This window comes from Stieleria maiorica (assembly GCF_008035925.1).
In the GTDB taxonomy this organism is placed as follows: Bacteria; Planctomycetota; Planctomycetia; order Pirellulales; family Pirellulaceae; genus Stieleria; species Stieleria maiorica.
Map to the genome: position 1 here is coordinate 1,242,179 of NZ_CP036264.1, position 26,409 is coordinate 1,268,587.

Below are 26,409 nucleotides of genomic sequence, written 5' to 3' on the forward strand. Positions count from 1 at the left end.
TCGGCACGTCAACCGCTCGGTATTCAATACAACCGGCACATTTTCACCTGCCAGAGCAGTTTGTGGTGCGGCGGAATAAAAAACGGCTGACGCGCCGGAAGCGGTCAGCCGTTGGTGATAACTCTGGCAGAGAGGGGCGTTTACTCGCCTCGTCCCTTAATGGCCTGCAAAAATAGGGCAAGAACATTTCGGAGGTAGGAAGATGATGAATTGCATCCTCCATTGAGTCTCGCCAATGCTCCTGTCCTCCAAAATCTTCCTACCTCTCCACCTGAAACGTCGAAGGGGAACTGGAAAGGATGGGAGGCAAGCGTGTGGCCGGTTCAGCTGTCGCTGGAAAGTGAGTCAGCCGACTCGGATTCGGTCGACTCCGATTCGGATTCGCTGCGTGCTTGGGCGATCCGAGTGGCTTCGCGGACGACCGCCATGGCGGACTGAATTTCGATCGGCGAGAACCAGCGGAGGTTGCCGGTGTACTTGCTTTCCACACGATTCTTGGCGGCGAGTTTTTCCCAGGACAGGTTGTCCATCAGGTTCCAGGCGGCTGCCTGTGCGGTGTTCTGGGCGACCTGCTGGTTGCCCAAGGCTTCGCACAGCACGTGCACGCGGTCGTCTTTGGTGACGAAGTCCAGCGGGACGATCTTGTAGGCCATTTTCGGGGTCGGGTCGGGGCGTCCGTGTTCCAGACAGACGGTCGTCACGGCGAGTTTCTGTTGGCGTTGGGGGGGGATTCGCATGAATCCGCCCATGCCACCGCCGCCCATGCCACCCATGCCGCCGCCCATGCCTCCCATGCCGCCGCCCATGCCGCCGCCCATGGCTTGGCCGCCACCACCGCCCATGCCGCCGCCCATGCCACCCATGCCGCCGCCCATGCCACCCATACCGCCCATGCCACCCATCATGCCTTGGCGGTTGATCGGGACACCGGCGAACGCGGCGGGCAGACGCAGGGTCATCGGTTTGTCGGTCAGGTTGTTGACGATGACATTCGCTTTGGTGGTATTGAGCGGAATGAATTTGACGTCGATTTTTCCGTCATCGATCGCGGCAAACAGTTCCGCTTGGACGGCATCGTCCTCGGCCGGTGCATCGGCAACTGCCAAACCGGCACTGAAGGCAACGCCCAGTGAGACAATGCCGGCGAACAGGCGACGAGAAACAAGACGGGCAGCGATTGATTGGGTGCGATGGGACACGTTCGAATTCCTTGTGCGATTTGAGCCGCAGGGGTGATGAGATTGACGCCCAGATGCGACCATGAAATGGGGATACCTTCAGCACCCCGCCTGACGCCGCGAGGGCGTCGATTGGGGTGGATGAAACCGGGCCAGAGGAATAAGGCGTGTGGATTCGCGGCCCGAACCTCCCCAGGGGATGATCGCAAATCGTTCCTCTTGCCGTTTTCATCATAGTTCGGCGTGTTCGCAGAACCAAGTAGAAAGGTATTTAGGAATTATTTTTTGGACTGTCGGATCGCGTCGGCGGAGTCTACGTTCGCAGACTCGGCCACTCTCGGATCCCCTCCATTGCGGGACTGATTGAACGTGCGGGACTCATTGAAAAACGATCGGCAGCGGGAGCACTACCAGGATGTCTGTTGAAATCACTGAAAATGGCGAGGTGCACATTTACGGTCGCGAGCGGCTGGGCGATCGCCCGCGGATCGGAATCCTGACCTCCGGCGGCGACTGTCCGGGGCTGAACGCCGTGATCCGGGCGACGACCAAGACGGCCTTTTGGCTCGGCTACGATGTGGTGGGGTTTCGCGATGGCTTTGAAGGGCTGGTCGATCCGATCCGTTTTCAAGTGCTCAACCCGCGAAATACGGCGGGAATTTTGGTCCAGGGCGGGACGATTCTGGGGTCGACCAACAAGGGCCGCTTTGCGGCCCGGGTCGGGGAGAGCGGCCGGGTGGAACTGGACCCGAAACTGGTCGATCGGGTCGCCGAGACGATCGAGCGGATGAAAATCGAGGGGCTGATTGTCGTCGGCGGTGACGGATCACTCTCCACGGCGCAGCAATTTCACGAGGCGGGGATTCCGGTGGTCGGCGTCCCAAAAACGATCGACAACGACCTCAAAGCGACCGCCTTTACCTTCGGTTTCAACAGCGCGGTGCTGTGTTGTGCCGACGCACTCGACCGGCTGCACACGACCGCGGCCAGCCACCAGCGAGTGATGGTGCTGGAGGTGATGGGGCGTCACACCGGATGGATCGCACTGCATGGCGGGATCGCCGGCGGCGCGGACGTGATCCTGATTCCCGAGATTCCCTGGACCTATGAGAACATCATCGCGAAGATCGAGGAACGCCGCACGCTGGACAAACACTTCACGCTGATCGTCGTCGCCGAAGGGGCACATCTGCCATCGGGCGGATTAGTGCTGGACGACGGCGGATCGCAAAACATGCAGGTCCGGTTGGGCGGAATCGGTCAAGTCGTCGCCGAGAGGCTGGAAGGGATGATCGAGCAGGACGTCCGATTCGTCGTTTTGGGCCACCTGCAGCGTGGCGGCGGTCCGACAACGTTCGACCGCGTCTTGGCAAGCGAATACGGCGCCCATGCGGTACGGCTGATCACCGAACGCAATTTCGGCCGGATGGTGTGCAGTGATCCGCCCGACATCTGCCACGTTCCCATCGCCGAAGCGGTCGATCAAATACGAACCGTCGACCCGGGCGGATCGGCCGTGCAGAGCGCGCGGGCGATGGGCATGTGTTTCGGTGACACGCCGGGTTACCAGAACCCGTTCCACGGTTGAAACAAAAAAACGGTCCGGTTTCGCGGTGACGCGAAACCCGACCGTTGTTTGAAAACCGAATCGCAAGTGAACGGTCCCGGCGATGCCACTCCCACAGTGAAATCACCGCACCGATCCTCCTATTCGTCCGCGCCGAGTCCGTTGAACAACAGACTCTCACCGGTACGTCGAGACATCGGACCGTTTTTGAGGTGAGCTTCCGTTGGAAACGCTCGTTGCGGTTGAATCGTCCTTGGTGACGGTGTTTTCCTTCCGGTCGATCGCTTTGCGTTGAGTTTTCCGGTTGCCTCGGATTCCCCCCGATGCCCGTAGAAACCCTCTTGGAATCAGCCGTTTGGCGGCGGCCCAATGGCACCTCCTTGATGAGCCGACGGCGCTAGCCGCGGGCCTTATCAAGTCTCGAAAGGCAATCCAAGGCCCGAGGCTAGCGCCTGCGGCTCTTGTAAGGCCCGAGGCTAGCGCCTGCGGCTCAGTTTGTGATCGACAGTAGGTGCATTGGGCGCCGGCCTGCGGGCCGGCATCAACAGCGGCCGCCGCGCGGAAAATGTAGCGGTGACGAGGCACGCAGCGCGTTTGTCGCACTCCGGTCGCCGGTCGGGGCGTCGTCCGGGTGGGGGGGTGCGGGGATCTTTTACATGTCCGTTACATTCAAATGCCCCGATCGAGACAGACAGGGATTCAAGAATCCTTAGACTTCTCCAAACCCGAGCCGCAACCGAATGCCGCTCAGCAACCATGCAATGTCCTGATCGAGGAATCGTCGAAATGGCGAACGTAGTAGAGACACCGCGGAAATCGCAACGGAAGTCAACCGAAAACTCAACCAAACTCGAGTTCCCCGACGTGGAACAGCTCGCCGGTGCCGAGGGCACGATCGAGCCCAACGCCGCCGAACCGTGGAACGACCCCAATACCCGAGCGGTCAAGGCGTCCAAGCCCGAATCGAACGTGGAAACGGCAAACGATCGCAAGCGTTTCGCCAACATTTCTTGGTGGGCGATCGGCTGGTTGGGATTGGCCCATGCCGTCGTCTTGGGTTTCGCTTGGCAAACCTTCACCTGGACCGGGCTGGCAGTCATGCTGGGATTGCACTGGTTGACCGGCAGTATCGGGATCTGTCTGGGCTATCACCGACTGCTGACCCACTCGGGCATGAAGACCAAGACCTGGTTCAAGTACCTGTTGGCCGGAATCGGCTCCTTGGCTGGCGAAGGCACGCCACTGGATTGGGTCGCCGACCATCGCAAGCACCACAAGCATAGCGATCAGGATGGTGACCCCCATTCGCCGCACGACGGCAGCTGGTGGAGCCACATGTTCTGGCTGGCCTTCCACACCCACAACGGCGATCGCATCGCGTATCTGAAGAAGTGGGCACCGGACCTGTACAAGCAACGCGGGATGCGGATCATGGACTATCTGTTCCTGCCGATCCACATCGTCAGCGGCGTCATCTTGTTCGGCGTCGGCTATTACTTCGGCGGAGTCTCCTTCGGCGCGTCGCTGTTGGTTTGGGGGCTGTTTGTCCGCCTGGTCGGAGTGCTGCATGCGACCTGGATGGTCAACAGTGCGTCGCACATGTGGGGCTACAAAAACTACGAAACGACCGACGACAGCCGCAACAACTGGCTGGTCGCGATCATCGCCTATGGCGAAGGTTGGCACAACAACCACCATGCCCACCCGCGGATGGCCAAGCACGGTCACAAGTGGTGGGAATTTGACATCACCTGGCAAGCGATTCGTCTGTTCCGCACGCTCGGCTTGGTCTGGGACGTGGTCGACTATCGCAATGCGAAAGAGAAGAAAGCCAAGGAGAGCAACGCGGCGGCGTGATCACCGGACTGCCGCGGGCTGTGTCCACTTCTCGCGGTGCGACTTCTCGTTGTAAGACGTGCATCCACCCGCCGCATCGCTCGACAGGAGCGATACGGCGGGTTTTTTATTGACATCGATTTACATCTGCGAATACGGCTTGGCCACCAGGACGTGTTTGTCGATCTTGCTGACGGTGCCTTTGTACTTCGCCACGTTCTTGAGGACTTGCCAGTCGGGATGGGCGCGAAACGCATCCCAGGCTTTCAGTCGAGCGTCGTCGTTGGGATAGACCGTCAAGTAGGTCAGGTTGGGCGTCTGGGGGCCGACGACGGCTTGCCCGATAAAGACCGGCGCGATCCCGCTATCGAGAAAGATCGGGACTTCGCCGTTGTTGAACATGTCGACTTTCAAGTTGCCCAGCCGCTCGTTGGCGCTCTCGTACAGCCGCAGCTCGTAAACGCGGTCGTCATTGTCCAGCGTGCCCGCGGGGACATTCAGCTTCGGCATGCAGTCCATCGCGACCAGCATTTCACTTGAGATTCTGGCGTAAGGGGCGTCCTGGGGGCCGCGCTCCAAGTAGGGTTTTGCGTCCGCCAGGTATTGGGCGTCGTTTTGCAGTCGCGTCTGTAAACTGGCGAGTTGGTCGGCACTGTCGGCGGGGATCACGACAATGATGCTGTCGCGGTCGTTCGTGTCGTTAGCCGCGGGCGCGAACACACCCACCGGGCCGATCTCGATTCGATTCAGCGCCGGGATCAATGCGTGTTGCAGGTAATGGTCGACCGCGGCGGCGTCCCCGTCTTCGCCCAGCAAGTAGGTGCGAATTTCGTAGTGCTGTTTCGTCGCCTGGTTGTTCGGATCGGCGCCGCGGGTGACGGGTGACGCGAACAGGAATAGCGTCAGGAGCGAAGCCGTTGCGGCCAGCCCAATGGTGGTCACAAAGCTGTTGCGGGAAGGAGTCTTCATGGATCGGGTCCTGGGATGCGTGTTCGTTGAAGTGACGGTGGGTGGGTGTGCGGTGGGGCTGTGCGGGGTTGAGGTGGGATCACAGCTGGCATCATAATCCCGTACTCACTCGCGCGGGTATTGCGTCCGCGGCAAATCCGGAACCTTCTCCATCGCTTGGCAGACCCGATGATCGATTTGGACCTTTGCTCGACCGTCAGTTCGATTTTTAGCCACCCTTTTTCGTTGGGGATGCTGACCGAGCCCCTGATGATGTTGGCCGAGACCGCGCCGCCGGAGGTGACCGCGGGGGACTTGGTGGAACCGGCGGAGGAAAGCCTGTTTTCCATCGGCGGCATTCTGACACTCGGCATGCTGATCGTGCTGCAAGCGGTGCTGGGCTTCGACAACCTGCTGTACATTTCGATCGAGAGCAAGCGGGTGGAGGAATCCAAGCAGTCGATGGTGCGGAAATGGGGCATCGGGCTGGCGATCGTATTCCGGATCGTCTTGTTGTTTGTGGTCGTCAACCTGATCAAATTGTTGGAAGACCCGTTTCTGAATCTGATCTCAAACCCGCTCGAGATGCACGTCTCCGGACACAGCTTGATCGTGATCGGCGGCGGGGCATTCATTCTTTGGACGGCGATCAAAGAGATTTACCACCTGCTGGCAGTCAGCGATCTCGGCGAGGAAGGCGACAAGGGAGAGAAGGGAAACTCAGTCGCCAAGGCGATCTCGTTGATCGTGACGATGAACCTGGTGTTCTCGTTCGATTCCATTTTGAGTGCGATGGCGTTGACCAACTCGTTCGCCATCATGGCGACGGCGATCGTTTTGAGCGGGCTGTTGATGATCTGGTTGGCCGACCACGTCGCCGAGTTTTTGAAGAAGAACCGGATGTACGAGGTGCTCGGTTTGTTCATCCTGTTCATCGTCGGGGTGATGCTGGTCAGCGAAGGCGGTCATCTGGCACAGGTCCAATTGTTCGGATACCACGTCGAGGCGATGGAAAAGTCGACGTTCTATTTTGTGCTGGCCGTGTTGATCATCGTCGACGTCGTCCAGGGCCGCTATCAGAAGAAGCTGCTCGCCCAGCAGGCCAAACTGCGTGCGGCCGCACCGCAGGCGAAGTGATCGGCGGGGCCGCGGATCGCGGCGCATCGATTCCCCGGGGGACTTCCGCTACCATTGATCGAGCGTCCGTGTGACTGAACGCCTGCGTCGTTGTCGTTCCCAACTCTTTGATTTCAGTTAGGTTTTCCCGATGTTTCGATTAAAACTTGCCGTCGGTGGTGTTTTGTTGATCGCCGCCTGTGGCTGTGGTGGTCCCGTTGATCCCGAATCGGCAGGTCCGGAGCCGGTCGCTGCGGCCGCGGCACCGACCGCGGACTCCGAAGCAGCGGCACCCGATTCGACCGGTCAAACCGTCCACCCCGAAAACCCCAGTAATCTCAACAGCGGCATGTTACGTCACGCAGTGTTCTTTTCGTTCAAAGACTCTTCCAGCGAAGAAGACATTCAGGGAGTGGTCGACGCCTTTGCGGAACTGCCGTCCAAAATCGATTCGATCATTGATTTTCAGTACGGCGTCAACAACAGCCCTGAAGGGCTGGATGACGGATTCACGCATTGCTTTTTGTTGACGTTTGCCGACGATGCGGGACGCCAGGAATACCTGCCCCATCCGGCGCACAAGGCGTTCGGCGATGTGTTGCGGCCTCACATGAAGGACGTGTTCGTGCTGGATTACTGGGGCGACTCGAAGCAGGTTCAACCGGAAAAACCACTCCAGCATGCCGTGTTTTTTAAGTTCAAGGATTCGGCCTCACGTGAAGAAGTCGCGAAGGTCGAGCAGGCTTTTGCCGCGCTGCCGGAAAAGATCGACGCGATCAAAGCGTTTGAATGGTCGACCAACAACAGTCCCGAAAAACACGACGACGGCTTCACCCACTGTTTCCTGGTCACCTTTGACAGTGAGGCGGGACGCGAAGCCTATCTACCTCACGCCGAGCACCTGGCTTTCGTCGAAGTCTTGAAACCGGTGCTGGACAAAGTGCGCGTGTTGGACTTCTGGGGCACGAAGCCCTGAGCGGGCCGGCCCCCTTTTCGCCAATCGGTTGCCGGCTAACCCTGCCGCCGATGATCGGCTACGATTGCCGCGGACACTCCATTACGCGATTCAAGAAGACTCGAAGATGTTGTACGCAGTGATCATGGCTGGCGGAAGTGGAACACGGTTTTGGCCGGCAAGCCGAACGTTGCGGCCGAAACAGTTGTTGGCCCTGTCGGGGCAACGGACGATGATTCAGTCGACCAGCGATCGGCTGTCCGGATTGGTGCCCGCCGAGCGTCAGTTGATCGTGACCAACAAGATCTTGGTCGACCCGATCGCCGAGCAACTGCCGGAGCACCCGAAGGAGAACTTGATCGGCGAGCCGGCCAAGCGGGACACCGCGCCTTGCATCGCCTTGGCGGCCGCGTTGATCGCCCATCAGGATCCCGAGGCGATCATGGCGGTGATGCCGTCGGACCACGTCATCGCGACCGACGAACAATTCTGCGGCGCGATCGCAGCCGGGGAGCGTTTGGTGATGGAGGATCCCAGCCGGATCGTCACCTTCGGCATCCGGCCGACCTATCCGGCCGAGTCGTTCGGGTACATCCAGCGGGGACCGAAGATCGAAGCCGGTGGCGATGTCGATGGCGGGACCGAGATCAAGGCGTTCCAGGTCGACCAGTTTCGTGAGAAGCCGGATCGGGAGACCGCGACGCAGTACCTGGAATCGGGCGACTTCTATTGGAACAGCGGGATCTTCTTGTGGCGGGCGTCGGTCATTCTGGACGCGATCAAGACCAACCAGCCGGCGATGTATTCGCACATCGAAAAAATCGCCGCCGCGATCGGTTCACCGGACTATGAAACCGTTCTGGAGGAAGAGTTCTGTGCGATCGAAGGGACGTCGATCGATTACGCGGTGATGGAATCGTACGCCAACGTGGCGGTGATCGAGGCTCCGTTCAGCTGGGACGATGTGGGCAGTTGGCAGTCGCTGGGGCGATTGCATGAAGCAGATGCGGACGGCAACACCGTCGTCGGCGATCACTTGGGGATCGACACGTCCGGATCGATCATCTTCGGCCAGCCGGGGCATACGATCGTCACCATCGGAGTGGAAGACTTGATCGTGGTCCAAACCGGGGACGCCACGTTGGTCGCGCCGAAGTCGGCCGAGGAGCGGGTGCGTGAGGCCGTCAAGCGATTGAAGGAGACCGGTCGAACCGATTGTCTCTAACGCGCTGATTTTCTCTAACGCGCGGATTGCTTCTTTCGCCCTGGGGCAGTCTCGAAACGCCGGGTGTTGATTTTTTGCCTCCCCCGTCCACCGGCCGGTGGGGGAAAGCGGTCAGCTGACGCGAAGAAAGTCACGAGTTTTTGCGCCGATCGCCATCTCCGATGTCCGACATGCGACAGGTTTGCGAGCTAGGTTTCTGGTAACGGGAAACCACCAGTTCGTCCACGCACAACCTTTCGTCATGTTTCTTTCCAAGCGTCGCAACGAGAATTCGTGTCGATCACGGCGGCGACGGCAGCGCCGAGGCGCTGCCACCGTCGAATTCGCCATCTGCCTGCCGGCACTGATCGCGCTGACCATCGGGACGATCGACTTGTGTTCGATGTTGTTCCTGAAAGAGTCGATCACGCTGGCCGCTTATGAGGGCGCCCGCCGAGGCGTCGCACGCGGCCGCACCAATGCGGACGTGATCGCGCGAGTGCAGGAGTTCTTGGACGAGCGGAACATTCAGTACAGCGGCAATCCGTGTACCTTCAGTTCGCCGGATTTCACCGATGCCGACACCTTGGAAAACGTGACGACAACCGTGACCGTTCCCTGTGACGGCAACTTGTTGATCCCATCGGTCCTGTTCGCCGGCATCGAACTTTCCGCAGAGGTGACGTTGCGGAAAGAGTACAAAAACTTGCCGATTAATTAGTCCATCCAATCGCATCACCAGATGATCGCCCCACGTTTCCGCTGCGGACCGAAGCCATGAAATCAACGCCACCACGAAAGCGACGATCGAGGATCCCTCGTTCCGGCCGGCGTCGACGCGGAGCGGCGGCGGTGGAGTTTGCCATTTGCGCCAACATCTTCTTCGTATTGATTTTCACCTGCATGGAATTCGCGCGGATGAACATGATCCGCAACCTGGCACAAGATGCGGCCTACTTTGCCGCACGCCAAGCGATGGTGCCGGGGGCGACGGTCGAAGAAGCCGAGGCCGCCGCGGATCAAGTGATGAACATGATGACCGCGAGCGGATACCAGGTGAGCGTGGAGCCGATCGATGAGGATTCACCGAATGTGGTCGTGACGGTGACGGTCGACTTCGACGAAATCGCGTTGTTTGCTCCGATGTTCTTGCCCAACGCAACGATCGAGACCACCGCCCGTATCCGGACCGAGCGTTACGAAGGGTTCTACGAACAGTAGTCCGACTTGCATTTTTCCACGCTTCTCTCCACCGCTCTGTCTTGCCCCACTTCTGTGAGTTACACCATGAACGTCAAACGAAATCGAAACGGACACGCGATTCAAACTCGATTCCAGCGTCGGCTTCGGTTCCAGGGTCGGCGGGGGACGGTGATGGCGATCACCGCAGTCGTGTTGCCAGTCCTGGCCATCTTGGCGGCATTCGCGATCAACGCGGCACACATGCAACTGACCCGCACCGAATTGATGATCGCGACCGATGCGGCGGCACGCTCGGCCGGACGTGCCTTCAGCGAAGTGCAGACCGTCGACGCGGCGATTGATGCCGCCGTCGCGACTGCTGCGTTGAACCTGGTCGACGGCGATCCGTTGCGTCTGCGTACGGGCGACAACGATCGCGAAATCGAATTCGGGAATACGCAGCAATACGGCGGCGACGGCAGTCGCTATCACTTTGTCAGGATTCCGACGCCAGCTGTCCGCAATGGTACCGTCGCCAGCGCCGTGCGGGTCCACGGAAAACGTCTTGAGGATTCGCTGTCGGGAAATGTTCCGTTGATCATTCCCGGGTTGCTGAGTACCAACGATTTTGAGACCCAACATGATTCGGTGGCCATGCAGGTCGACCGGGACATCTCATTGATCCTGGATCGATCCGGTTCGATGGATGACATCGATTTCGATTGGGAATGGAACGAAAACCCGTTCTCCACCGACGCTAAGGACTGGGCGGCAAGCCAAGGTCAACTCAATCGCTGGTATTCTGGCGGACGCTGGCGTTATTCCTACGCCAATGGGCATGATTCGGTGACCTACCAGCAGTACATGTACGAGAACTACTTCAACAAGGGCGCGCCACCGACCAACGCCTGGCAGGATCTTGAAGTTGCCGTCAACGCATTCTTGGATGTCTTGGATGAAACCAGCCAAGAAGAACAGGTTTCGTTGGCCAGCTACTCCAGCAGTGCAACACTGGACACCTTATTGGAAAAGGATTTACAAATCGTTCGTGATAAAGTCGCCCAACTCAACACCGGCGGCAACACCGCGATCGGAAAGGGGATGCAGGAGGGCATCGAAGGTCTGATTCATAGCCGGGCACGTCCGTTTGCCGCAAAGACGATGGTCGTGATGACCGACGGCAACCAAAACCAAACGCCGTGGGCGGAGAACGTGGCCCAAACGCTGGTCAACAACTATCTGCTGACCATCCACACGGTGACGTTCGGCGAGGGTGCCAACCAACAGGACATGCGTGAAGTCGCCGCGATCGGTGGCGGGAAACACTATCACGCCGCGACCGGCGAGGACCTGGTGCGGATCTTTCAAGAGATCGCCAACAACCTGCCCACCATCTTGACCAAGTAAGACGTCTAACACACGGGGAACAGACGATGCCACAGAAACGCGAATCCGAGTCGGGCGCCGAGCCGAAATTCAATCGCCGCGAGAGTGATCGAACGGGGCAGCAGCGCGGCGTTCAAGCCGGCGGCCGCCGCAAAACCGATCGTGCCGCCGCCTTGCCGCGATCCAATTTCGCAAGGTACGCAATCGTCTGCTCGTTCTTATTCTCGACCGGGCTGATCGCCTGGGCCTTCACGCTCCCGTTTCGCTCCGGAGCCGGACGGGGCGATGGCAGGGGCCTGGGGGCGACCCAGGCGACGCTGACGGATCTGGAGTACGAGGCTCGGCTGACCGCCGATCAATACGTCGACTACACCCGCGATCTGGACCGTCGGCTACTCAGTCGGGTCCGCGACAAAAATCGCCCCACCAGGTCCGGGCTGACCAAACGCGAGTTGCATCAAAAGTGGAGTGAAGGCGTGGAAAAACGCAAACAGCAATTCCACCAGATGCTCAAGGATTCGGGCGAAGAGTCGATCAAAGAGGGAACGATCGAATGGCAAACGCTCCAGGATCTGCAAAAGGTCATCAGTGACGCTCCCGCCGAGGCCTGAAAGGCGGCCTGGACGGGCGACCTAGACGGCGACCCGAATGGATCTCGGTCAAACGCAAGCAGCATCGGGCGCACTTTCTCCGAGCGGTGATTAAGATACAACCGGGTCACTTGCCACCGTTCACCCCTCTTCTCCCCCGTTTGCCCATCATGCGGTTTCATTTTTTGACGATTTCCGTCTTTCTCGCCTCGGTGACATTCCTCGCTGATGGGGCGTCCGGACAGTTCGGCGAAGGGGAGGCGGTCACGCAGGATCCGGCGGAGTCACCGTCCAATCGAGACGAACTGGTCCGCCAGTTGGAGTCGACCGCCAGCCGCGGTGGGAGCTACCGGGCGCAGGCGATTCGCTCGCTGGCCCGGATCGGCGCGTGGCCCCAGGTGGACCGCTGGTTGGGGCGGATCAACGGAGTCGGCGACCAATCCGAACTCACCCGTTCGGCCGAAGTGATCGGCAGCGAGATGTTGCTGCGGATTTCGTTGCGCAGCGAGCTGAGCGACGACAGCCGGTCGGCGATTCAGAAAATGGCGGCCGCGGCCAAGGCGGAACAGCAATCGGTCGAACGCTTGCGAGGTGCGATCGATCAGCTCGCCGGTGAGGACGTCGACGCCAACCTTGCGGCCAATCGAACGCTGATGGCGGGCGGCGATGCGGCGGTCAAAGAGATCGTGGCGGCGATCGTCCGGGGTGGTTCGGGGCAGGCGATTTCGGACCGCCATCGTGCCAAGTTGCTCGGCGTGCTCGAAGCGCTCGGCGACGGCGGGGGACGGGCACTCAATCAGCTTGCCCTGTATGGCGACACCGGCGTCCGATCGGCTGCCCTGGATGCGTTGCGAATCCTGGATCCACCCTCGGCAACCGACACGTTGATCTCGGCGGCCCTGGCCGACGATGCGAGCGCAACGGAAGCCCAGATCGCTCGGGCGTCTGCGGCGTTTCCCGCGGGGTTTGAGAAACTGGACGCCATCGCGGTGTTGGCCGATCGGTTGTCGACGTTGCGAGCCGTCGCGATGCGAACCCCCAACGACCTGACGCCGGCGACGTTGTGGTCGGTTGATGCCGATCGCACCGGTGTCGATGCCAATCGCAGTACGGAGGTCTTCCTGCGGTCTCGCAATGCATATGACGCGGCACAGCGGCTTCGTCGGCTGGGCGAGTTGCCGCCGACGGTCGCCCACAGCGTGCTTTCGGCCGATTTGGCCTATCGGGTGATGGTGGACGTTGATTGGGGCGATCCGGAACAAATCCAGGCGATCCGTCGCTCGTACGCCGATCAAATGAACCCGCCGGCGTTGCTGGCGGCGCTTGCCCGGCAACGTGAACTGGGGGATGCCCCTGCCGCGGTTGCGACGCTGCGGCTGATGTCCGACTCGGTCAACTCGGGCAGCCCGAGCGCAGAACTGCTCGTCGGCCGCGGCGGTGGATTCTCCGAACTCGTTGAGGCCGCTCGCGATCCCGAACCACTGGTCCGCTACGAGGCGGCAACCTGTCTGTCGCAGTTGGTGTCGGCGCTGGGCAACGGGTTTTTGTTTCCCGGATCGAGCTATGTCCGCAAGACGCTGGCGGAAATGGCATCGCTGGATTCGCGTCCGCTGGTGATCCTGTTGGAAACACGGCCGGTGGTCGCGTTGCGTCAGGAATCCAATCTCAATCAGCTCGGTTACGCGGTGCGGAAGGTGACATCGGCGCTTGATGCCGAGCGTGAGATCCAGCGGGGTGGCGATTTGCGAATGGTGGTCAGCAAGATCCGGATCGCCGATGCGGCTCCGGCCGAGCTGGTCGATCGTGTCCGGCGTCAACCCAAGGGCAGCCGGATTCCGATCGTGTTTTACAGCGACGCCGAAACGAGCGAAAAGAGTATTCGTCGGACTGAATACGAAACCACCTCCAATCGGTGGATCAGCGACAATACTCCTGCGGTCTATCTGGTCGCCTTGCCGGGCAGTCCGGCGGCATTTTCGGATGTGCTAGCAGAAATCGAGTCGAAACGGCGTTTGCCGGCACTGACGGTCAGCGATCGTGCCCGTTTCCGTGTCATCGGCGCTGAAGCCCTGCAAGGTGATTCGGCGCCTCGTTAAGACACGCCCGGTATCGGGATCCGCCGCAAAACGCTACTTTCGCGGCAGTGCAGGTGTAGCACGATTGCTCGTTGGCATTGGGCAGGTCCGATGCGTTGGCGGAACGGGCGGAATCTTTACGACTTCCTGAATCAGGCATAATGCCCGCGGTGATGACGTCTCCATGGAGGGGGCGGACGTTGCCGTGAACGTTTCATGGCAATGCTCGGCACGGCAATGCTCGGCGACTCCGCAACCAACCTTCAGAACGCTCCCTTGCCGGGAATCATTGGAAATGGCTCGGCGATGAGGGAGGTGTATCGCGTGACGCGGCGTGTTGCGGTCAGCAACGCGTCGGTGCTGGTCTTGGGCGAGACCGGCGTCGGAAAGGAATTGATCGCCAGCGCGGTGCACCAACTGAGCCATCGCAGCGGCCGCCCGTTCGTCCGGGTCAATTGCGGGGCGCTCAGCGAGAGTCTGCTGGAAAGCGAATTGTTCGGGCACGTTCGTGGCGCGTTTACCGGTGCGGTCAGCAATCGCACGGGACGTTTCGAAGCGGCCCAGGGCGGCACCATCTTTTTGGATGAAATCAACAGCACCTCGCTGACGCTGCAGGTCAAACTGCTCCGTGTCCTGCAGGAAAAGGAATTCGAACGCGTCGGCGATACCACCACGCTGCGAACCGATGTCCGAATCATCGCGGCCAGCAACCGCGACCTGATGGGAGAGGTTCGCGCCGGGCATTTTCGTGAGGACCTGTACTGGCGGCTGAACGTGGTGCCGATCGAGATTCCGCCGCTGCGCGATCGGCGTGACGACATCCCGTCGCTGGTGTCTCATTTCTTGGACTACTACAACGAACTGAACGATCGTTACGTCGCCCATATCGGTCCCGGGACGATGGAAGCGTTGCGGGATTATCACTGGCCGGGAAACGTCCGCGAATTGCAGAACTATGTCGAGCGCGCCGTCGTGATGGCGGAAACCGACGAGCTGTTGGTCGACCTGTTGCCCGACTGCGTGACCAATCGGCAACCGATCCCGGCGGAGGACTTGGAAGCCGCCGGCCCGGTCGACTTTGCAACGATGACCAAGACCGTCGTGCAGTTGGGGCTGGACCAAGTCGGTCGCGACTCGACGGATGTCCATCGCGGCGTGGTCGATGTCGTCGAGCGTGAATTGATCGCCCAAGTCCTGCAAGCCTGTGGTGGTGTACAAACCAAAGCCGCGACGCGTCTGGGCATGAATCGCAACACGTTGCACAAGAAGATCAAAGAGTACGGGCTTGACGGTTGACCGCCACCTCGCTCGTTTGATCGCTGCCCTGCCCCGGGCGTGGGCTAACTTCTAAGGCACGGTTCGCTCGTGTCAGTGATAGTTCGAGTCAGCGCGAGCGTGAATGCCAGCGCGAGAGTGAATGCCCGCGCGCCCGGCATCCCAAGTGACGACGCGCGGGGGGGAGACGCTAATTCGGCATTTCCCAGAATTCCTGGCACTTCATTGCGGACTTGTTGCAGACTGCCGCGTTACATCAATGGCCAAGCGACCGCGAACGATCGGAAGGCTGGTGAGATTGAGGGGCAACTGAGTTTGTGTTCAAGAGCACGCATGTAGGAATGCAATGAAAGACTGCGACTATACGCTTGAATTGTCGGATGGAACGGTCGTCCGCGTCGGCGCGATGGCTGATTCACGCCACCCTGATATCAAGGCCTTCTTCTTTCCGGCTGGCGCATTGACGCCATTCAGTCACAAGAATCTGCCCACGGCACGACCGAGCCAACCGCAATCGCAGGGAGCGTATTCAAGTTCGCTTTAGTGCTTCGTCTGGATAGTCGCCGTCCTCTCCGAGGTCGGCGCGGGGCAAAGCTTCGCTTTGTCGCGCACGCCGAGTTCGGAGAACACGGCGACTTTCTTTCGATCACAAACTGAGCCGTCGGCTCATCAAGTAGATGGCATGGGCCGCGAGCCGACGCGCGGCGGTGCGATCTCTTGGTATTGAAGGCCCGCAGGCTCGCGCGAACCGGCTGATCCCAGGTGCGAACTTCTAGGAATCGGATTGGGCCAGGTGCTGGGCGACCAGTGCGATCGCCGCGCTTTGCATCGGAGTGCTCATGCTGGCCAACGCGGATTCGTCGGCGGCGACTTGTCCCGGCGTCAGCGGCAAGTGGATGAACAGACTTTGCGTTCGGCGGCCCATCATTTCGCCATAGTGCTGGCTTAGAAAGAGCGCCGCGTTGCACAGGTACGTGCCCGCGTGGTGCGAGATCTGGGCCGGGATTCCCGCGCCGGTCAGCCGTTGCAGGCACCCCTCCAAATCCAGCGTCGATCGGTAAGCGGTCGGTGCATCAACCAACAACGGTTCGCCGTTGGTGCGGAGGTTCAAACCGACCGATTCCAATTTGATCACCGCCGATCCTGGTGACTGGCCCAGATGGATCGCAAAGTCATAGTCGCGGGCCAAGTCGGCTTCCAGCAATTCGCGTAGCTTCGGCAAATCGACCGGGTAGCGGCGCGTGCTGATCTCCAACGCACCGTCATACCAGCTCGTCAGATCGACCAACGCCAACCAGCTGGAGTTCTCTTTCCAGCGCTCATAGGGCTCAAAGGCGGTGATGAGGATGCGAGTCACGGTAGCGGTCGCCCAGGGCAAGTGGCGGATCGGAGACGGAAGTTGCGGCACTGCATCATAGATCAGGACAAACCGGCGGAGGGCTTTTTGGCCGAAGAACGGGCAGGTTCGGCGTGATAAACGTTGCTGATGTGCACAATCGCTGCAATCGCGGTGATTTGGATCACGGCGATCATCAACGGCGGTGTGCTGCGAATCCGTTCAAAAATCTTCACCATCCAACTCGGTTCACGCTGTCGTTGGCCGTCGATCCATGACTGGATCGATCGCGAACGAATGTCGGTCGAGATGTGCCACAACGAGGCGTCTTCCCAGCCGTATTTGGTCCGCCGCATCCCACGGGGAATCGCAGCCTCCGAATCGTTCGCCGCGAACACCGACCCGTACTCGTTTTCAAACCGTGCCGGAGGGGAGCAGCCGGCCAGCGAAAGCAGACTGGTCAGCAGCAAACTGTTCAGCAGCAGTCCAAGCGAAACGGAACCGGGCAGCAGGATCCCGGGGGTGCGGGGCGGCGTATCGACACGATCGGTGGAGGGCAGTTTCATGCCCGATCGCATTTGCAACCGTCGTGCCGATGCCGATGAACACGTGATTTGGCGACATTCCAGGGCCCTACCGGTCGGCGTGTTGACAAATTACCACGCCGCGTTGTATTCCGGCGTTGAGATTTCGCAACGCGCGAATCAAAGGGGACGCGCGAATCAAAGGGGACGGGGGCAATACTGTTCGGCACTCTGCTTGCTCCGCACCTTGAGCGGACAGAGTTTGAGTAATCGATGACGGTTCGGGTTGCAGTCGCAAGCAGTGGCTGGCAAGCGGAGCGATTATCGTTTTGGTGACCGCGCAGCATCAATCGCAGGCAACATCAATTGCGATGCTCCCGAATCGAGTTTTATTGGTTGGTTGCAGTCGCGTCGTAGTGCCGCTTGAGTTTCTCTAAATGAGCGATCAATTCCTCTTCGCTCGCCAGACCCATGAAGTAGTAGCTGATCATCTCAAACGTACGCTTGGTTGGCTTGCGCCCCGTCCAGATGTTGATCAGCAGGCAGGCGATCAATGCACAATAGCACTGAATCTCAATTCCATTCTGGCTGTGGAATATCAAGTGGCTACAGCCCATCAACTGCTTGAAGAATCGAAAAAAGATCTCGATGATCCAGCGTTGAGAATAGATCAATGCGATGATTTCGGCGGGAACATCCAGCATGTTCGTCACGATTCGTAAGATGCCATCGCTGCTCGGTCCCGTCGAAGTCCCGTGGTACTTTCCACGGCTGGTATGGGCGCTACAACGAACGCAGATCAACCGAACAGGATGCCCTGGCCGTTCTCGGTTTCCGCCCTGGTGTCTGCCAAGATCTACAATCTCATCGCTTAAGACTCCTGCGGCGACGGCTTTTTCGGAAAGCACTCGCTGCTCCAGGACATCGTAAACACTGTTGTCTCGAACGCGGCACACATAGCTGCTTTTGGCTTGGACGATCTTGTTGAACAGCGAGAACTTTGCATAACCGCGATCCATGACATACAAACGATCTCGCTGGATCGTCTGCTCGAGCACCGATCGTTCGTCGTGCTGGCCACCTGCGTCGGGCGTCACGTCGATTCGCGTCGGGACGTACCGATCCACCTCGAAGTGCGTATGCAATCGCCACTTGACCAAGTGACTGTTGCTTTGCCCTTTGAAGATCGATGCATCGATCAAGCGAGGCAGGCAAGAGACCAATGAGCCATCGACAAGGGTGATCGTCTGGTTGATGCCGTGCAGGCTCTTTTGGCCATGTACCGACTGTGCGTGCTGGCCGAGCTCGGCAATGACTTCTTTGAGACGGTCGGCGTCGAACACGCGCGAAGCTTCGCTCAGTGAGCCAAGGGATGTTCGTCCGCAACCGAGTCGTTTCTTGACTTTCGCAAGTTCCGTGGCTTGAGGAATTGACCGCAACGCGGTAATCGCCGGATTAAATAGATATAGCAGTACCAGCATGCAGAGTTGGTCGTAGTGCAGGTCTCGATTGCCAGCTTTGTCGCGTTCGCATTGGTCGTCATGAAGTCGCTCCAGCAGAGGAGCGATCATATCGAGATACTTCAGACCTTGAATGTCTTTGCTCTTGAATTTTCGATCTGAGGCATCGGTGGTCGCCTCTTGCTGTGCCTGATCGACCGACAGATCATCTGGAGTACCAGGAGTGACAACTGGTTTCCCACGTTTTGGAACTATTTTGGGCTTGGTTTGCTTGGCGGGCATGACGAATCGTCAGCGACAATGACACTATGGCAGCCGTCCTCTGTGAGCGTGTCCATGGCGCAAACCGCGTGCCAAAATATGCTAAAACTTCGTGCGCAAATCTTGTGCCGAACAGTATTGGGACGGGGGTTGAATCCCGCATGAAGCCGCTGCTCGTGCATCGGTTGGGCCGCGAACGCAACGCGTGATTTGGAATTGCGGTGGCTGTCAACGTCTCCGGCACCATTGCATTGGTCACGAACCCTGAAATGTTAACGTGACGAGTCCGCCACTGCAGCCAATCCGCAACACCGTTCCGGTGAATCTTCGAGTTGGTGAAACGTAGTCCCGGCCGCCCAAGCCACAAAGCAACACCGGGGCAGATAGAACGCTTACCTTCGCCGTAGATCACACAGTGCGTGATTCCGTTCAATCACAACGGTCTGCCGGCAATTCGACGCCGACGGCGGGTGGTGCAACTCACCACACCGGTAACCGCAAAGATTGCCCACGAAGCAGGCTCTGGGGCCTGCGAGGGGCTGCGAACAAGGACCGACGCTGCGGTGTTGACGTCCAGCCCGCCGGGATAGAAAAACGTGTCTGGGCGAGTATGGTTCGTAAGGGCCGCGTGGTATCCAAAGTCAGATTGAAACCACCCTGCCGGCGATGTATAGCCTCGCCAAACTGCTAGATAGGTATGATCGGCGGCAAGTCCACCTTCACCCTCTGCCCCAATGAGCAGTTCCCCAGTTCGACTGAACGAGTTCCTCACGGGAGCCAAATCGCTGGGGTTGTCAAAATTTTTCCATAGCCACTGGGTTCGATCGTAATATTCAGGGCTCTTGGCTACGCCGGTGTAGACAGGAGCCAGCGATTGGAACCGAGTGGCAACCTTTTGGCGGGTTGCATAACGCCAGCCTTCGTTCATCAGGTTTTTGTATCCATTCTCAATTTGCTGGCGGCTAACTCCGATCGTTTCATCAAAGGTAAGCCATTCAAGTCCCTGTAGATCGACAGGTTTTCCGCCATCGGTTGTCACGGGGTCCTGCAGTTTGATTTCGCTGCAAATGGAAACGATGTCAGTGTGAATAGCGGTGCAGCGGGCTTGAGTCACGCCGGAACATTGACCGACCGCAATCACCTGTTTGTCGATTACGGAATCGGATACTGGCTGCATCGCAACAACGAATCGAAGGGCTTGACCGGTATCATCCCAACGATCGAACTCTATCACACCAGTTCGATCAGCGATGCCGATTCGGTCAACGCCGGGGCCTTTACAATCGGCGGTGCGGCCGGCGACACCAGCCTGACGAACATCGTGGCCGGGACGACGTTCGGGTTTGGTCAATGTAATCATGTGACGGCTGCCTATGTCGGCCCGCTTGACAGCGACGACCGCCAATTCAATGGCGCGTTTCGGTAATGCTCTGCCACGTCAGATAGCGGATCAGATCACTTGGAAAAATCCTGATTCGAGTCGGATACCGCTTTTAACAATCTCGCCTTGACCTCGTCGACATCCCAATCTTCCCTGGAGTACCACCAGTTATCTGCATTTCCGAATTTCACCTTCCAGGGCGGCTCCGTTTTAGGATGATTCTCTCTCCAAATTTTGCGCATGACCTCATCAAATAGCCGGTCCGGATTTTCATTCGCTTCCTGGAATGCATGCAGCTCGTCAAGCACTGCTTGAATCGCGTTTGTCGCAAGAAGGTGCGTTTCGCTTGACTCTGCGGCTTGCCTGTTGGCATCCGCCAGGCGGCGAGCACTAGGCGAGTTGAGAACCTTTTGGTTGAAGTTGAATGCCAATAGGGAGAAACCCACCACTGAACAGACCACCGCCTGGACCTTTGGAAATGCGCGATAAAGCGGGGATGGTTCCAAATTGGTGAAGTGTCTCCAGCGGTTCAGGGCGAACCAAAGGCTGGCGATGATGACCACCCATCCGACGATGAAGGCCATCAACGTGTATCGATCCGCTCCGGGAATCAAGACGTTTTTGTCGATGGATGACGCATCGTAGAATACCCTTGTCTCCTGTCCAGCATGAAGGTTGCTGATCGCCGCGCGAGCATCCTCTTCGGTACGGAATCGGATTGGCCAGAGGCGATAACGATCACCTTTGTACTCCAAACCGCCGACGGAAAATTGATACTGCACCGTAAGCGTTCTATCTGCCCAGGGTGGCCTTGGTGGCGGGGGAAGCTGCCGACGGCCAATCGTCCCCCGTCAATTCGGTGGCCGCCGCTTCCCATGTCTCTAGCACGCAGTTCATCGGCGCTGCCGTTGATGCTGCGTTTTGATCTCACTGGGGTGTCTCTGAGCTCTACTTCCGCTCGACTCCCAAGGGGCGGCGCGAAGTGCGGTCAAGGGATTCGGTCTTTTACTAAAAGAAAAACCCACTGGATCACGCATCGCATGTCACGAGGGAGTCAGGCGTCTATCGATCCACCACGGGCCACGAGAGATCAAAACGCTTTCGCGGTCTCATCGCTGGTAACCCACGGTCAGAAGACCCCTGAAGCTGGCGATAGCCTTGCTCGCCATCACGTCTGATTTCGGGTGCGCCCTAACGGAAGTGACCTGATGCAGTTCACCACATCATGTCCAGGTCCCCGTCGCCGGTTTGCTGGGCGTACTCAAGGTGGTCGCACAGGTCAGCGACCGCTTCAACATCAGAACCCGCTTTGCCTTTGACGCACGAGTGGCTCAGGTCGCCGATTAGCCACTGCAGCTCTACCCGAGTCATTCCCACTCGGCGAATCGCTTGTTCTTTCGGCCAGCGTCGTAGTGACGCCTCTAAGCGGCCCGATACATAGCCGTACTTCAGGATCAAGTCACGATGTTCACGCGTCAGTTGAATTCGCTCGGTCAGTTTCGTCATCACGCCACCCTCGCCTCACGGCGACGCACTCGACGTTGCTGTGTGGTCAGGCGTCGCGTCTTCTGCTCGGCGTCGCGGTAGGGACGGATCGACTCCGGGTGTTCCTTGCGCCACACGTCGGGAAGCAGGCGTTCGTAATCTGTGCTGCCACTTGCCAACTGACGAAGACAATCGTCCACGTAGTCCCAAACATCCAAGTGATGCCGTGCCGCCGAAGACACAAGACTATACATCGTCGCCGCCACTCGGCCTCCTCGGTTTGATCCGACGAACAACCAGTTCTTTCGACCGATCGTCAAGCGGCGAAGTTCGTTTTCCGTCGCATTGTTGTCAATCGGGATCGCGCCGTCGCCAAGGAACACCGACAACTCATCCCACTGATTCAACGCATAACGCACCGCCTTGCCGATCGAGCTCTTCGGAAGCACTCGTCGATCACCGTTCATCTGCAGCAACCAGTCATGAAGGTCGTTCATGATCGGCACCGACTCGTTCTGACGCAGTTCCAGTCGGTCGGCCGCCGAAGCTTCTCGCACGCGATCTTCAACCTTGTACAGGCCACGGTAAAACGCCAGTGCCCGCGCAGCGGCGACCGGGTCGTTCGGTCTGGCTTCGACGAACTTTCGACGTGCGTGCGCATTGCAGCACGCGGCAAAGATCTGATCCTGTGCTCCAAGATAGACTCCGTCGTTGACTCCATAAGCATCGACCACCGCGTGGCCGTGAAAATCACGAAGGAATTTTGCCGGGCCGTCGCGTCCCCGGCTTTCCGTGAAGTCGAACACGTTATACGGATGATCCTCCCCGCCTCGATACAGCCAGAATCGTGCAGTCCGCATCTTGCCCGGCAAGCTGATGTCCTGCAGGCGAACCGACGTATCATCGACACCCAGCACATCGCCTGAAACGATTCGCGACTTCATCAGTTCCACCAACACATCGGCCAATGCCGCGATGTTCGCCAGCATCCCAAACTGTGTGTTGCGAGGGATCAGCATCCCGGCGCGGGCGAAGATGTCTTCTCCGCGATAGAGCGGAAGATGATCGGCGAACTTGTTGACGATCAGTTGCGTGTAAACACCGAAGCCATAATCGCTGCCGGGGATCGGCGTTGTCAGTCCGCAGGGTTCCTCACCGGCGGGCACCTGAGCGATCGATTCTTTGCACTTGCAGCAGGCTCGTTTGTGGCGATGGATCTCCCAGACGAAAAACTCTGCCGGGATGAAATCCAATCGATTGCTGATGTCGGTGCCCACAATCGGCATCTCTTCACCACAGCACAGACAGCTTCGCTGTTCGGCCGGAACGTCCGCCTCGATGACTTTGCGTTTGAGATGATCCGGTAGCTTCTCGGACTTCTTCTTGCGACGACGCCGACGTGGCCGGATTGCTTCACCGTCTTCGACATCGTCATTCTCGGCTTGCTGAACACCTAAGTCGAACAGATGCAACTGCGAGTCATCTTCGACGTGCCGCTCAGAAGATCTGCCGAACAACTTGCTGCGATAGAGGTTCAGTTCTTCGCGGAGTTGTTCGTTGGCTTTCTGCAGTCGCTCAACCGTTTCGATCAGCTCAGCGTTGAGCCTCAATGCGCTCTGCAGGTCGTCATTGTTTTCCGAAGCAGCCATGCAGTTGTTATCGCCATCAAAACAAAAAACGCAAGGCTCTGTTGGGCCTTGCGTTGATGCTTTTTAAAAAGATTTGCTCGGCTAACTCACGCCGCTTCAGGGCGGTCGATCGAGTAGCGTTTGCGCCGTTGTGATCCTACGATCTGCACACCGCGGAGCATCATGACCAGGCCGGCCGAGTCGATCTCGAAGCTGCCATGCTCTTTGGAGACAATCTTTTCGAAGCTTCCACTTTCGAGTCGCTTGGACCAGAGAGCCAGGCCGTCGCAGTCCCACATCAAAATCTTGACATAGTCGCGCCGACGGTTGAAAAAGACGAACAGATGCCCGGAGAACAAGTCGACCTGGAAATGTTCTTTGACGAGTCCGGACAAGCCATTGAAACTCTTCCTCATATCGGTCGCCTCGGTGTAGACAAAGATCCGCGTAGTGGGCGCAAGTGCGATCACGATGCCACCTCGCTGAGTGCCTCGACGATGTTCTTGATCAGCCTGCGTTGCTGCTCGTCGGTGGCGTTCCGGTCGAGTCGAGCAACAGCCCCGCCAGGCAATTCAATCTTCAGGCCGGTCGGTTGAGCCGCTTCCATCGCGGCGGGCAGAAGCTCAACCGCGACGAACGAGGCCGCTCGATCGCGGGGGCCTGTTGGACGATCGGGAACGCAGGATCGCAACTTCCGTCGCCACTGATAGAAGGAGGCGACCGAATAGCCTTCGCGATCACAGAAATCAGTGACGGTCAGGCCGGATTGGGCGAACCGTTCGATGCGGTCACGCCACTGCTGTGCGAGTTGAGGGTTGGGGAACTGCGGCATGGGTTTCTCCTGAAAGTGGAAAGAAACCCCTCACGCTAACCAGCCGGTCAACATGGGCAGATAGAACGCTTACGAGCAGCCTGAAGCCCCACCTCGGGCATTGACCACCATCGATCTACCCGGCGGGATTCGCATCCGGGTCGAAGTGCCGGCGGAGCCTCAACCTGATCGCCAGTCGGAGGATCGCTCGTGATTGGACTGCCCGCATCCACGCCAATCTACCTGTGCACCGAGCCGGTCGATTTCCGAAAAGGGTTCGATGGACTGACCGGCATCGTCACCAACTCGCTGGGCAAGAGCGTCACCGACGGATCGCTATTCCTATTCGCCAACCGAAAGCGTGACCGCATCAAAGCCCTGTGGTGGGAAACCGGCGGCCTGACGCTGTGGTACCGCTGGCTCGAACAGGGAACCGTTGAATTGCCAAAGCCGCAAGCCGACGTGACACACGTTAGGATTGGCATGACAGGCCTCGGACCGCGTCGTCAGGTTCGCAAATTGAGATGCGGCAGACGCCTAGTACCCCATGCCCAGACGGAACATCCAGGTGTCGTCCAGGCTGAGGTTGTCGCCTGAGTTGCGGCGGTAGACGAGTTCGCGGTCGCCGACATAGCCGAATTCGAAGAACCAAGTCCTCAACCCGTTGCGCATCCGTTGGCTCTCGCCCCATTCGAACCCGACCGTCAAACGGATGTCGTTGATGTCCACCTGATCCTCCCCTTTGGTCTCGCGGTCGATGACCCAGGAACCGCCGCCGTATTCGCCGGCGACGTACCACCACACATCATTGGTGCCGACGGTGGAAAGGTAGCGTGAGAACCGTGGCTGGGGGAAAAACAAATCGACTTTGGTGAACGGGCTGGGGCGCCAGAACAGTCCCACGGCCGGCAGCAATTTCACATCCACTCGGTCGTAGTAATAGACACCGACCTTCAACGTCGACGCGGGCGTGATCCGGAACGTGCCCAGACCTTTACCGCGAACCCGCACGCCGTCCATGTCAAAGGATTTAAACTCGCTGAACATCCCCACGCTCAGTCCTAAGTCGGCGCCCAAGATCCGGTTGGGATCCGATTGCCAGCCAAAGTCCAAGAACGCACTGTAGGCGTTTCCGGGTAAGTCCGCGCCGGTTGACGAAAGGGGGCCGTCCCATAAGTGCAACGAAAACGACGGCGCGATGTACAGTGGTTGCGTCGAGAACAGGAAACTTGGGATGGCGAATGCGAAGGCCACGTCGGTGTCATTGATCCCCAGGTCCGCGGCCGAATTGCCGTCGTGAAGATACGTGTGGCGAAACCGCATCTTTTGAATCAAACGATAGGGATTGAACTGCGGCGAATACGACGGCGTGTTGCCCAGCAATCCTCCGGGGAACAGCGACGACGGGGATCCGCTGGGATAAGCGCTCGACGGAAATCCGTACGAGGGTGGCGCGGCGTAGTTGGCCGGCGGATTGATCGGCAGCGTTCCCACCGGCGCATTGCTTCCAAACAGATTGCCGGCGTCGATGATCGGTGGCGGTTGATTGGCCAGCCCGCCATAGACCGGTGTCCCGTAGCCGGGCGGAGGTGACGAAGGCGCGAAGAACCCGCCTTGGGGTGCGACGGTCGTCGGAGCACCCAGCAAGCCGCCGCCATAGCCCGACGGCGAGCCGAGGATCGGGGCGGAGGTGGACGGCTGGACGTACCCGGATGCCGGGGCTCCCGCGTAGGGATCAAACTGGGACATGCCTCCCGTTGCGCCGAATGGCGAGCCGTAGTTCGGGCCGAACGTCAATGGACCGGTGGAGGATGGCGGAGGAGCGGTCGTCGCTCCCAGCGGCGGCGACGCGGTTCCGATCGGAGCCAGTCGTGTTTGTGGAACATCCAACGAGTTGCCGGCCGTTTGAGCCGCCGCCCGGGGCAAGCCGATCGCCAGACCGAACCAACCCGCCAACGCCACCACACATGCCAGCCGCAGCGCAGATCCCACGCTCTGGTTCGATTGAAGGCGCCGAAGCGACGGCTGGGGGTTTGAACGGGGACGGTCCGAGCTGGGGGTCACACGATTGCCGCAAAGCGTTGAAGTGATGGTGAAACGAACTTCGAAAGCTCGGAAATACCGTCCATCGACGATCACGGTCAAGAGCGAGAGCGACCCCGGAGAGTGAAACTTGAGCGAATCTGAAAAGATTTCACCGAGAATCCGGAA

25 protein-coding genes are annotated in these 26,409 nt (G+C 59.0%); 13 read left to right on the plus strand and 12 right to left on the minus strand.

What is annotated here, in order from left to right; genetic code table 11:
* Positions 1-323: 323 nt before the first annotated feature.
* Positions 324-1,199, minus strand: coding sequence for a hypothetical protein (locus Mal15_RS03935; protein ID WP_233903267.1), 876 nt, complete (start codon positions 1,197-1,199; stop codon positions 324-326).
* Positions 1,200-1,593: 394 nt separating this feature from the next.
* Here Mal15_RS03935 and Mal15_RS03940 point away from each other — a divergent pair, with 394 nt between their 5' ends.
* A complete protein-coding gene (locus Mal15_RS03940; RefSeq protein ID WP_147866566.1) occupies positions 1,594-2,766 on the plus strand; it encodes a 6-phosphofructokinase in 1,173 nt (390 codons plus the stop codon).
* Positions 2,767-3,531: 765 nt separating this feature from the next.
* The gene (locus tag Mal15_RS03945) at positions 3,532-4,602 is read left to right on the plus strand and encodes an acyl-CoA desaturase (RefSeq protein WP_147866567.1); all 1,071 of its coding nucleotides are present in this window, start codon (positions 3,532-3,534) and stop codon (positions 4,600-4,602) included.
* A gap of 120 nt (positions 4,603-4,722) precedes the next feature.
* Here the strand turns inward: Mal15_RS03945 and Mal15_RS03950 are convergent, their stop codons facing one another.
* Positions 4,723-5,550 (minus strand): NIPSNAP family protein, encoded by an 828-nt coding sequence (locus Mal15_RS03950; protein WP_147866568.1) that lies wholly within the window; start codon positions 5,548-5,550, stop codon positions 4,723-4,725.
* Between the two features lie 168 nt (positions 5,551-5,718).
* On the opposite strand from Mal15_RS03950, the gene Mal15_RS03955 reads away from it, so the two are divergent.
* From Mal15_RS03955 to Mal15_RS03995, 9 genes are all read left to right on the plus strand, one after another.
* Positions 5,719-6,666 carry a TerC family protein gene (locus Mal15_RS03955; protein WP_233903268.1) on the plus strand — a complete coding sequence of 316 codons (948 nt, stop codon included), beginning with the start codon at positions 5,719-5,721 and terminating at the stop codon, positions 6,664-6,666.
* A 130-nt stretch (positions 6,667-6,796) separates the two neighbouring features.
* On the plus strand, positions 6,797-7,621 hold the full coding sequence (locus Mal15_RS34515; RefSeq protein ID WP_233903269.1) for a Dabb family protein: 825 nt from the start codon (positions 6,797-6,799) through the stop codon (positions 7,619-7,621).
* Between the two features lie 106 nt (positions 7,622-7,727).
* Positions 7,728-8,825, plus strand: a complete 1,098-nt coding sequence (locus Mal15_RS03965; RefSeq protein ID WP_147871836.1) for a mannose-1-phosphate guanylyltransferase — start codon at positions 7,728-7,730, stop codon at positions 8,823-8,825.
* Positions 8,826-9,066: 241 nt separating this feature from the next.
* A complete protein-coding gene (locus tag Mal15_RS03970) occupies positions 9,067-9,525 on the plus strand; it encodes a TadE family protein (protein WP_147866569.1) in 459 nt (152 codons plus the stop codon).
* 131 nt (positions 9,526-9,656) lie between these two features.
* Positions 9,657-10,025 (plus strand): TadE/TadG family type IV pilus assembly protein, encoded by a 369-nt coding sequence (locus Mal15_RS03975; protein ID WP_199773893.1) that lies wholly within the window; start codon positions 9,657-9,659, stop codon positions 10,023-10,025.
* Positions 10,026-10,091: 66 nt separating this feature from the next.
* Entirely contained in the window at positions 10,092-11,393 is a 1,302-nt protein-coding gene (locus Mal15_RS03980; RefSeq protein ID WP_233903270.1) for a vWA domain-containing protein, read from the plus strand.
* A 26-nt stretch (positions 11,394-11,419) separates the two neighbouring features.
* Positions 11,420-11,983: a hypothetical protein gene (locus Mal15_RS03985; RefSeq protein ID WP_147866571.1), complete on the plus strand. Its 564-nt coding sequence runs from the start codon at positions 11,420-11,422 to the stop codon at positions 11,981-11,983.
* A gap of 149 nt (positions 11,984-12,132) precedes the next feature.
* Positions 12,133-14,058, plus strand: coding sequence for a hypothetical protein (locus Mal15_RS03990; protein ID WP_147866572.1), 1,926 nt, complete (start codon positions 12,133-12,135; stop codon positions 14,056-14,058).
* 285 nt (positions 14,059-14,343) lie between these two features.
* A complete protein-coding gene (locus Mal15_RS03995; RefSeq protein ID WP_233903516.1) occupies positions 14,344-15,333 on the plus strand; it encodes a sigma-54 interaction domain-containing protein in 990 nt (329 codons plus the stop codon).
* 751 nt (positions 15,334-16,084) lie between these two features.
* On the opposite strand, the gene Mal15_RS04000 is transcribed toward Mal15_RS03995, so the two are convergent.
* The 4 genes from Mal15_RS04000 to Mal15_RS04015 form a co-directional block, all read right to left on the minus strand.
* Positions 16,085-16,669, minus strand: coding sequence for a pyroglutamyl-peptidase I (locus Mal15_RS04000; protein WP_147866573.1), 585 nt, complete (start codon positions 16,667-16,669; stop codon positions 16,085-16,087).
* Positions 16,670-16,731: 62 nt separating this feature from the next.
* Positions 16,732-17,214, minus strand: coding sequence for a hypothetical protein (locus Mal15_RS04005; RefSeq protein WP_147866574.1), 483 nt, complete (start codon positions 17,212-17,214; stop codon positions 16,732-16,734).
* A gap of 347 nt (positions 17,215-17,561) precedes the next feature.
* Positions 17,562-18,914 (minus strand): IS4 family transposase, encoded by a 1,353-nt coding sequence (locus tag Mal15_RS04010; RefSeq protein WP_147866038.1) that lies wholly within the window; start codon positions 18,912-18,914, stop codon positions 17,562-17,564.
* Between the two features lie 412 nt (positions 18,915-19,326).
* Positions 19,327-20,007 (minus strand): hypothetical protein, encoded by a 681-nt coding sequence (locus tag Mal15_RS04015; RefSeq protein WP_147866575.1) that lies wholly within the window; start codon positions 20,005-20,007, stop codon positions 19,327-19,329.
* Here Mal15_RS04015 and Mal15_RS04020 point away from each other — a divergent pair.
* Positions 19,999-20,319: a hypothetical protein gene (locus Mal15_RS04020; protein ID WP_147866576.1), complete on the plus strand. Its 321-nt coding sequence runs from the start codon at positions 19,999-20,001 to the stop codon at positions 20,317-20,319. The two genes, Mal15_RS04015 and Mal15_RS04020, sit on opposite strands and share 9 nt — an antisense overlap.
* A 29-nt stretch (positions 20,320-20,348) precedes the next feature.
* Here Mal15_RS04020 and Mal15_RS04025 read toward each other — a convergent pair whose 3' ends face one another.
* From Mal15_RS04025 to tnpA, 5 genes are all read right to left on the minus strand, one after another.
* Positions 20,349-21,056: a DUF3592 domain-containing protein gene (locus Mal15_RS04025; RefSeq protein WP_147866577.1), complete on the minus strand. Its 708-nt coding sequence runs from the start codon at positions 21,054-21,056 to the stop codon at positions 20,349-20,351.
* Between the two features lie 433 nt (positions 21,057-21,489).
* Positions 21,490-21,780, minus strand: coding sequence for a hypothetical protein (locus Mal15_RS04030; RefSeq protein ID WP_147866578.1), 291 nt, complete (start codon positions 21,778-21,780; stop codon positions 21,490-21,492).
* Complete coding sequence (gene tnpC / locus Mal15_RS04035; protein ID WP_147866579.1) at positions 21,780-23,408, minus strand: IS66 family transposase; 1,629 nt, start codon at positions 23,406-23,408, stop codon at positions 21,780-21,782. The genes Mal15_RS04030 and tnpC overlap by 1 nt, the downstream gene beginning before the upstream one ends.
* A gap of 86 nt (positions 23,409-23,494) precedes the next feature.
* Entirely contained in the window at positions 23,495-23,857 is a 363-nt protein-coding gene (gene tnpB, locus Mal15_RS04040) for an IS66 family insertion sequence element accessory protein TnpB (protein ID WP_147866580.1), read from the minus strand.
* Positions 23,854-24,219 carry an IS66 family insertion sequence element accessory protein TnpA gene (tnpA, locus tag Mal15_RS04045; RefSeq protein ID WP_147866581.1) on the minus strand — a complete coding sequence of 122 codons (366 nt, stop codon included), beginning with the start codon at positions 24,217-24,219 and terminating at the stop codon, positions 23,854-23,856. The genes tnpB (Mal15_RS04040) and tnpA overlap by 4 nt, the downstream gene beginning before the upstream one ends.
* Before the next feature lie 189 nt (positions 24,220-24,408).
* Here tnpA and tnpB (Mal15_RS04050) point away from each other — a divergent pair, with 189 nt between their 5' ends.
* The gene (gene tnpB / locus Mal15_RS04050) at positions 24,409-24,795 is read left to right on the plus strand and encodes an IS66 family insertion sequence element accessory protein TnpB (RefSeq protein ID WP_147866582.1); all 387 of its coding nucleotides are present in this window, start codon (positions 24,409-24,411) and stop codon (positions 24,793-24,795) included.
* On the opposite strand, the gene Mal15_RS04055 is transcribed toward tnpB (Mal15_RS04050), so the two are convergent.
* Positions 24,736-26,190: a hypothetical protein gene (locus Mal15_RS04055; protein ID WP_233903271.1), complete on the minus strand. Its 1,455-nt coding sequence runs from the start codon at positions 26,188-26,190 to the stop codon at positions 24,736-24,738. The genes tnpB (Mal15_RS04050) and Mal15_RS04055 overlap by 60 nt on opposite strands.
* Between the last annotated feature and the right edge of the window lie 219 nt (positions 26,191-26,409).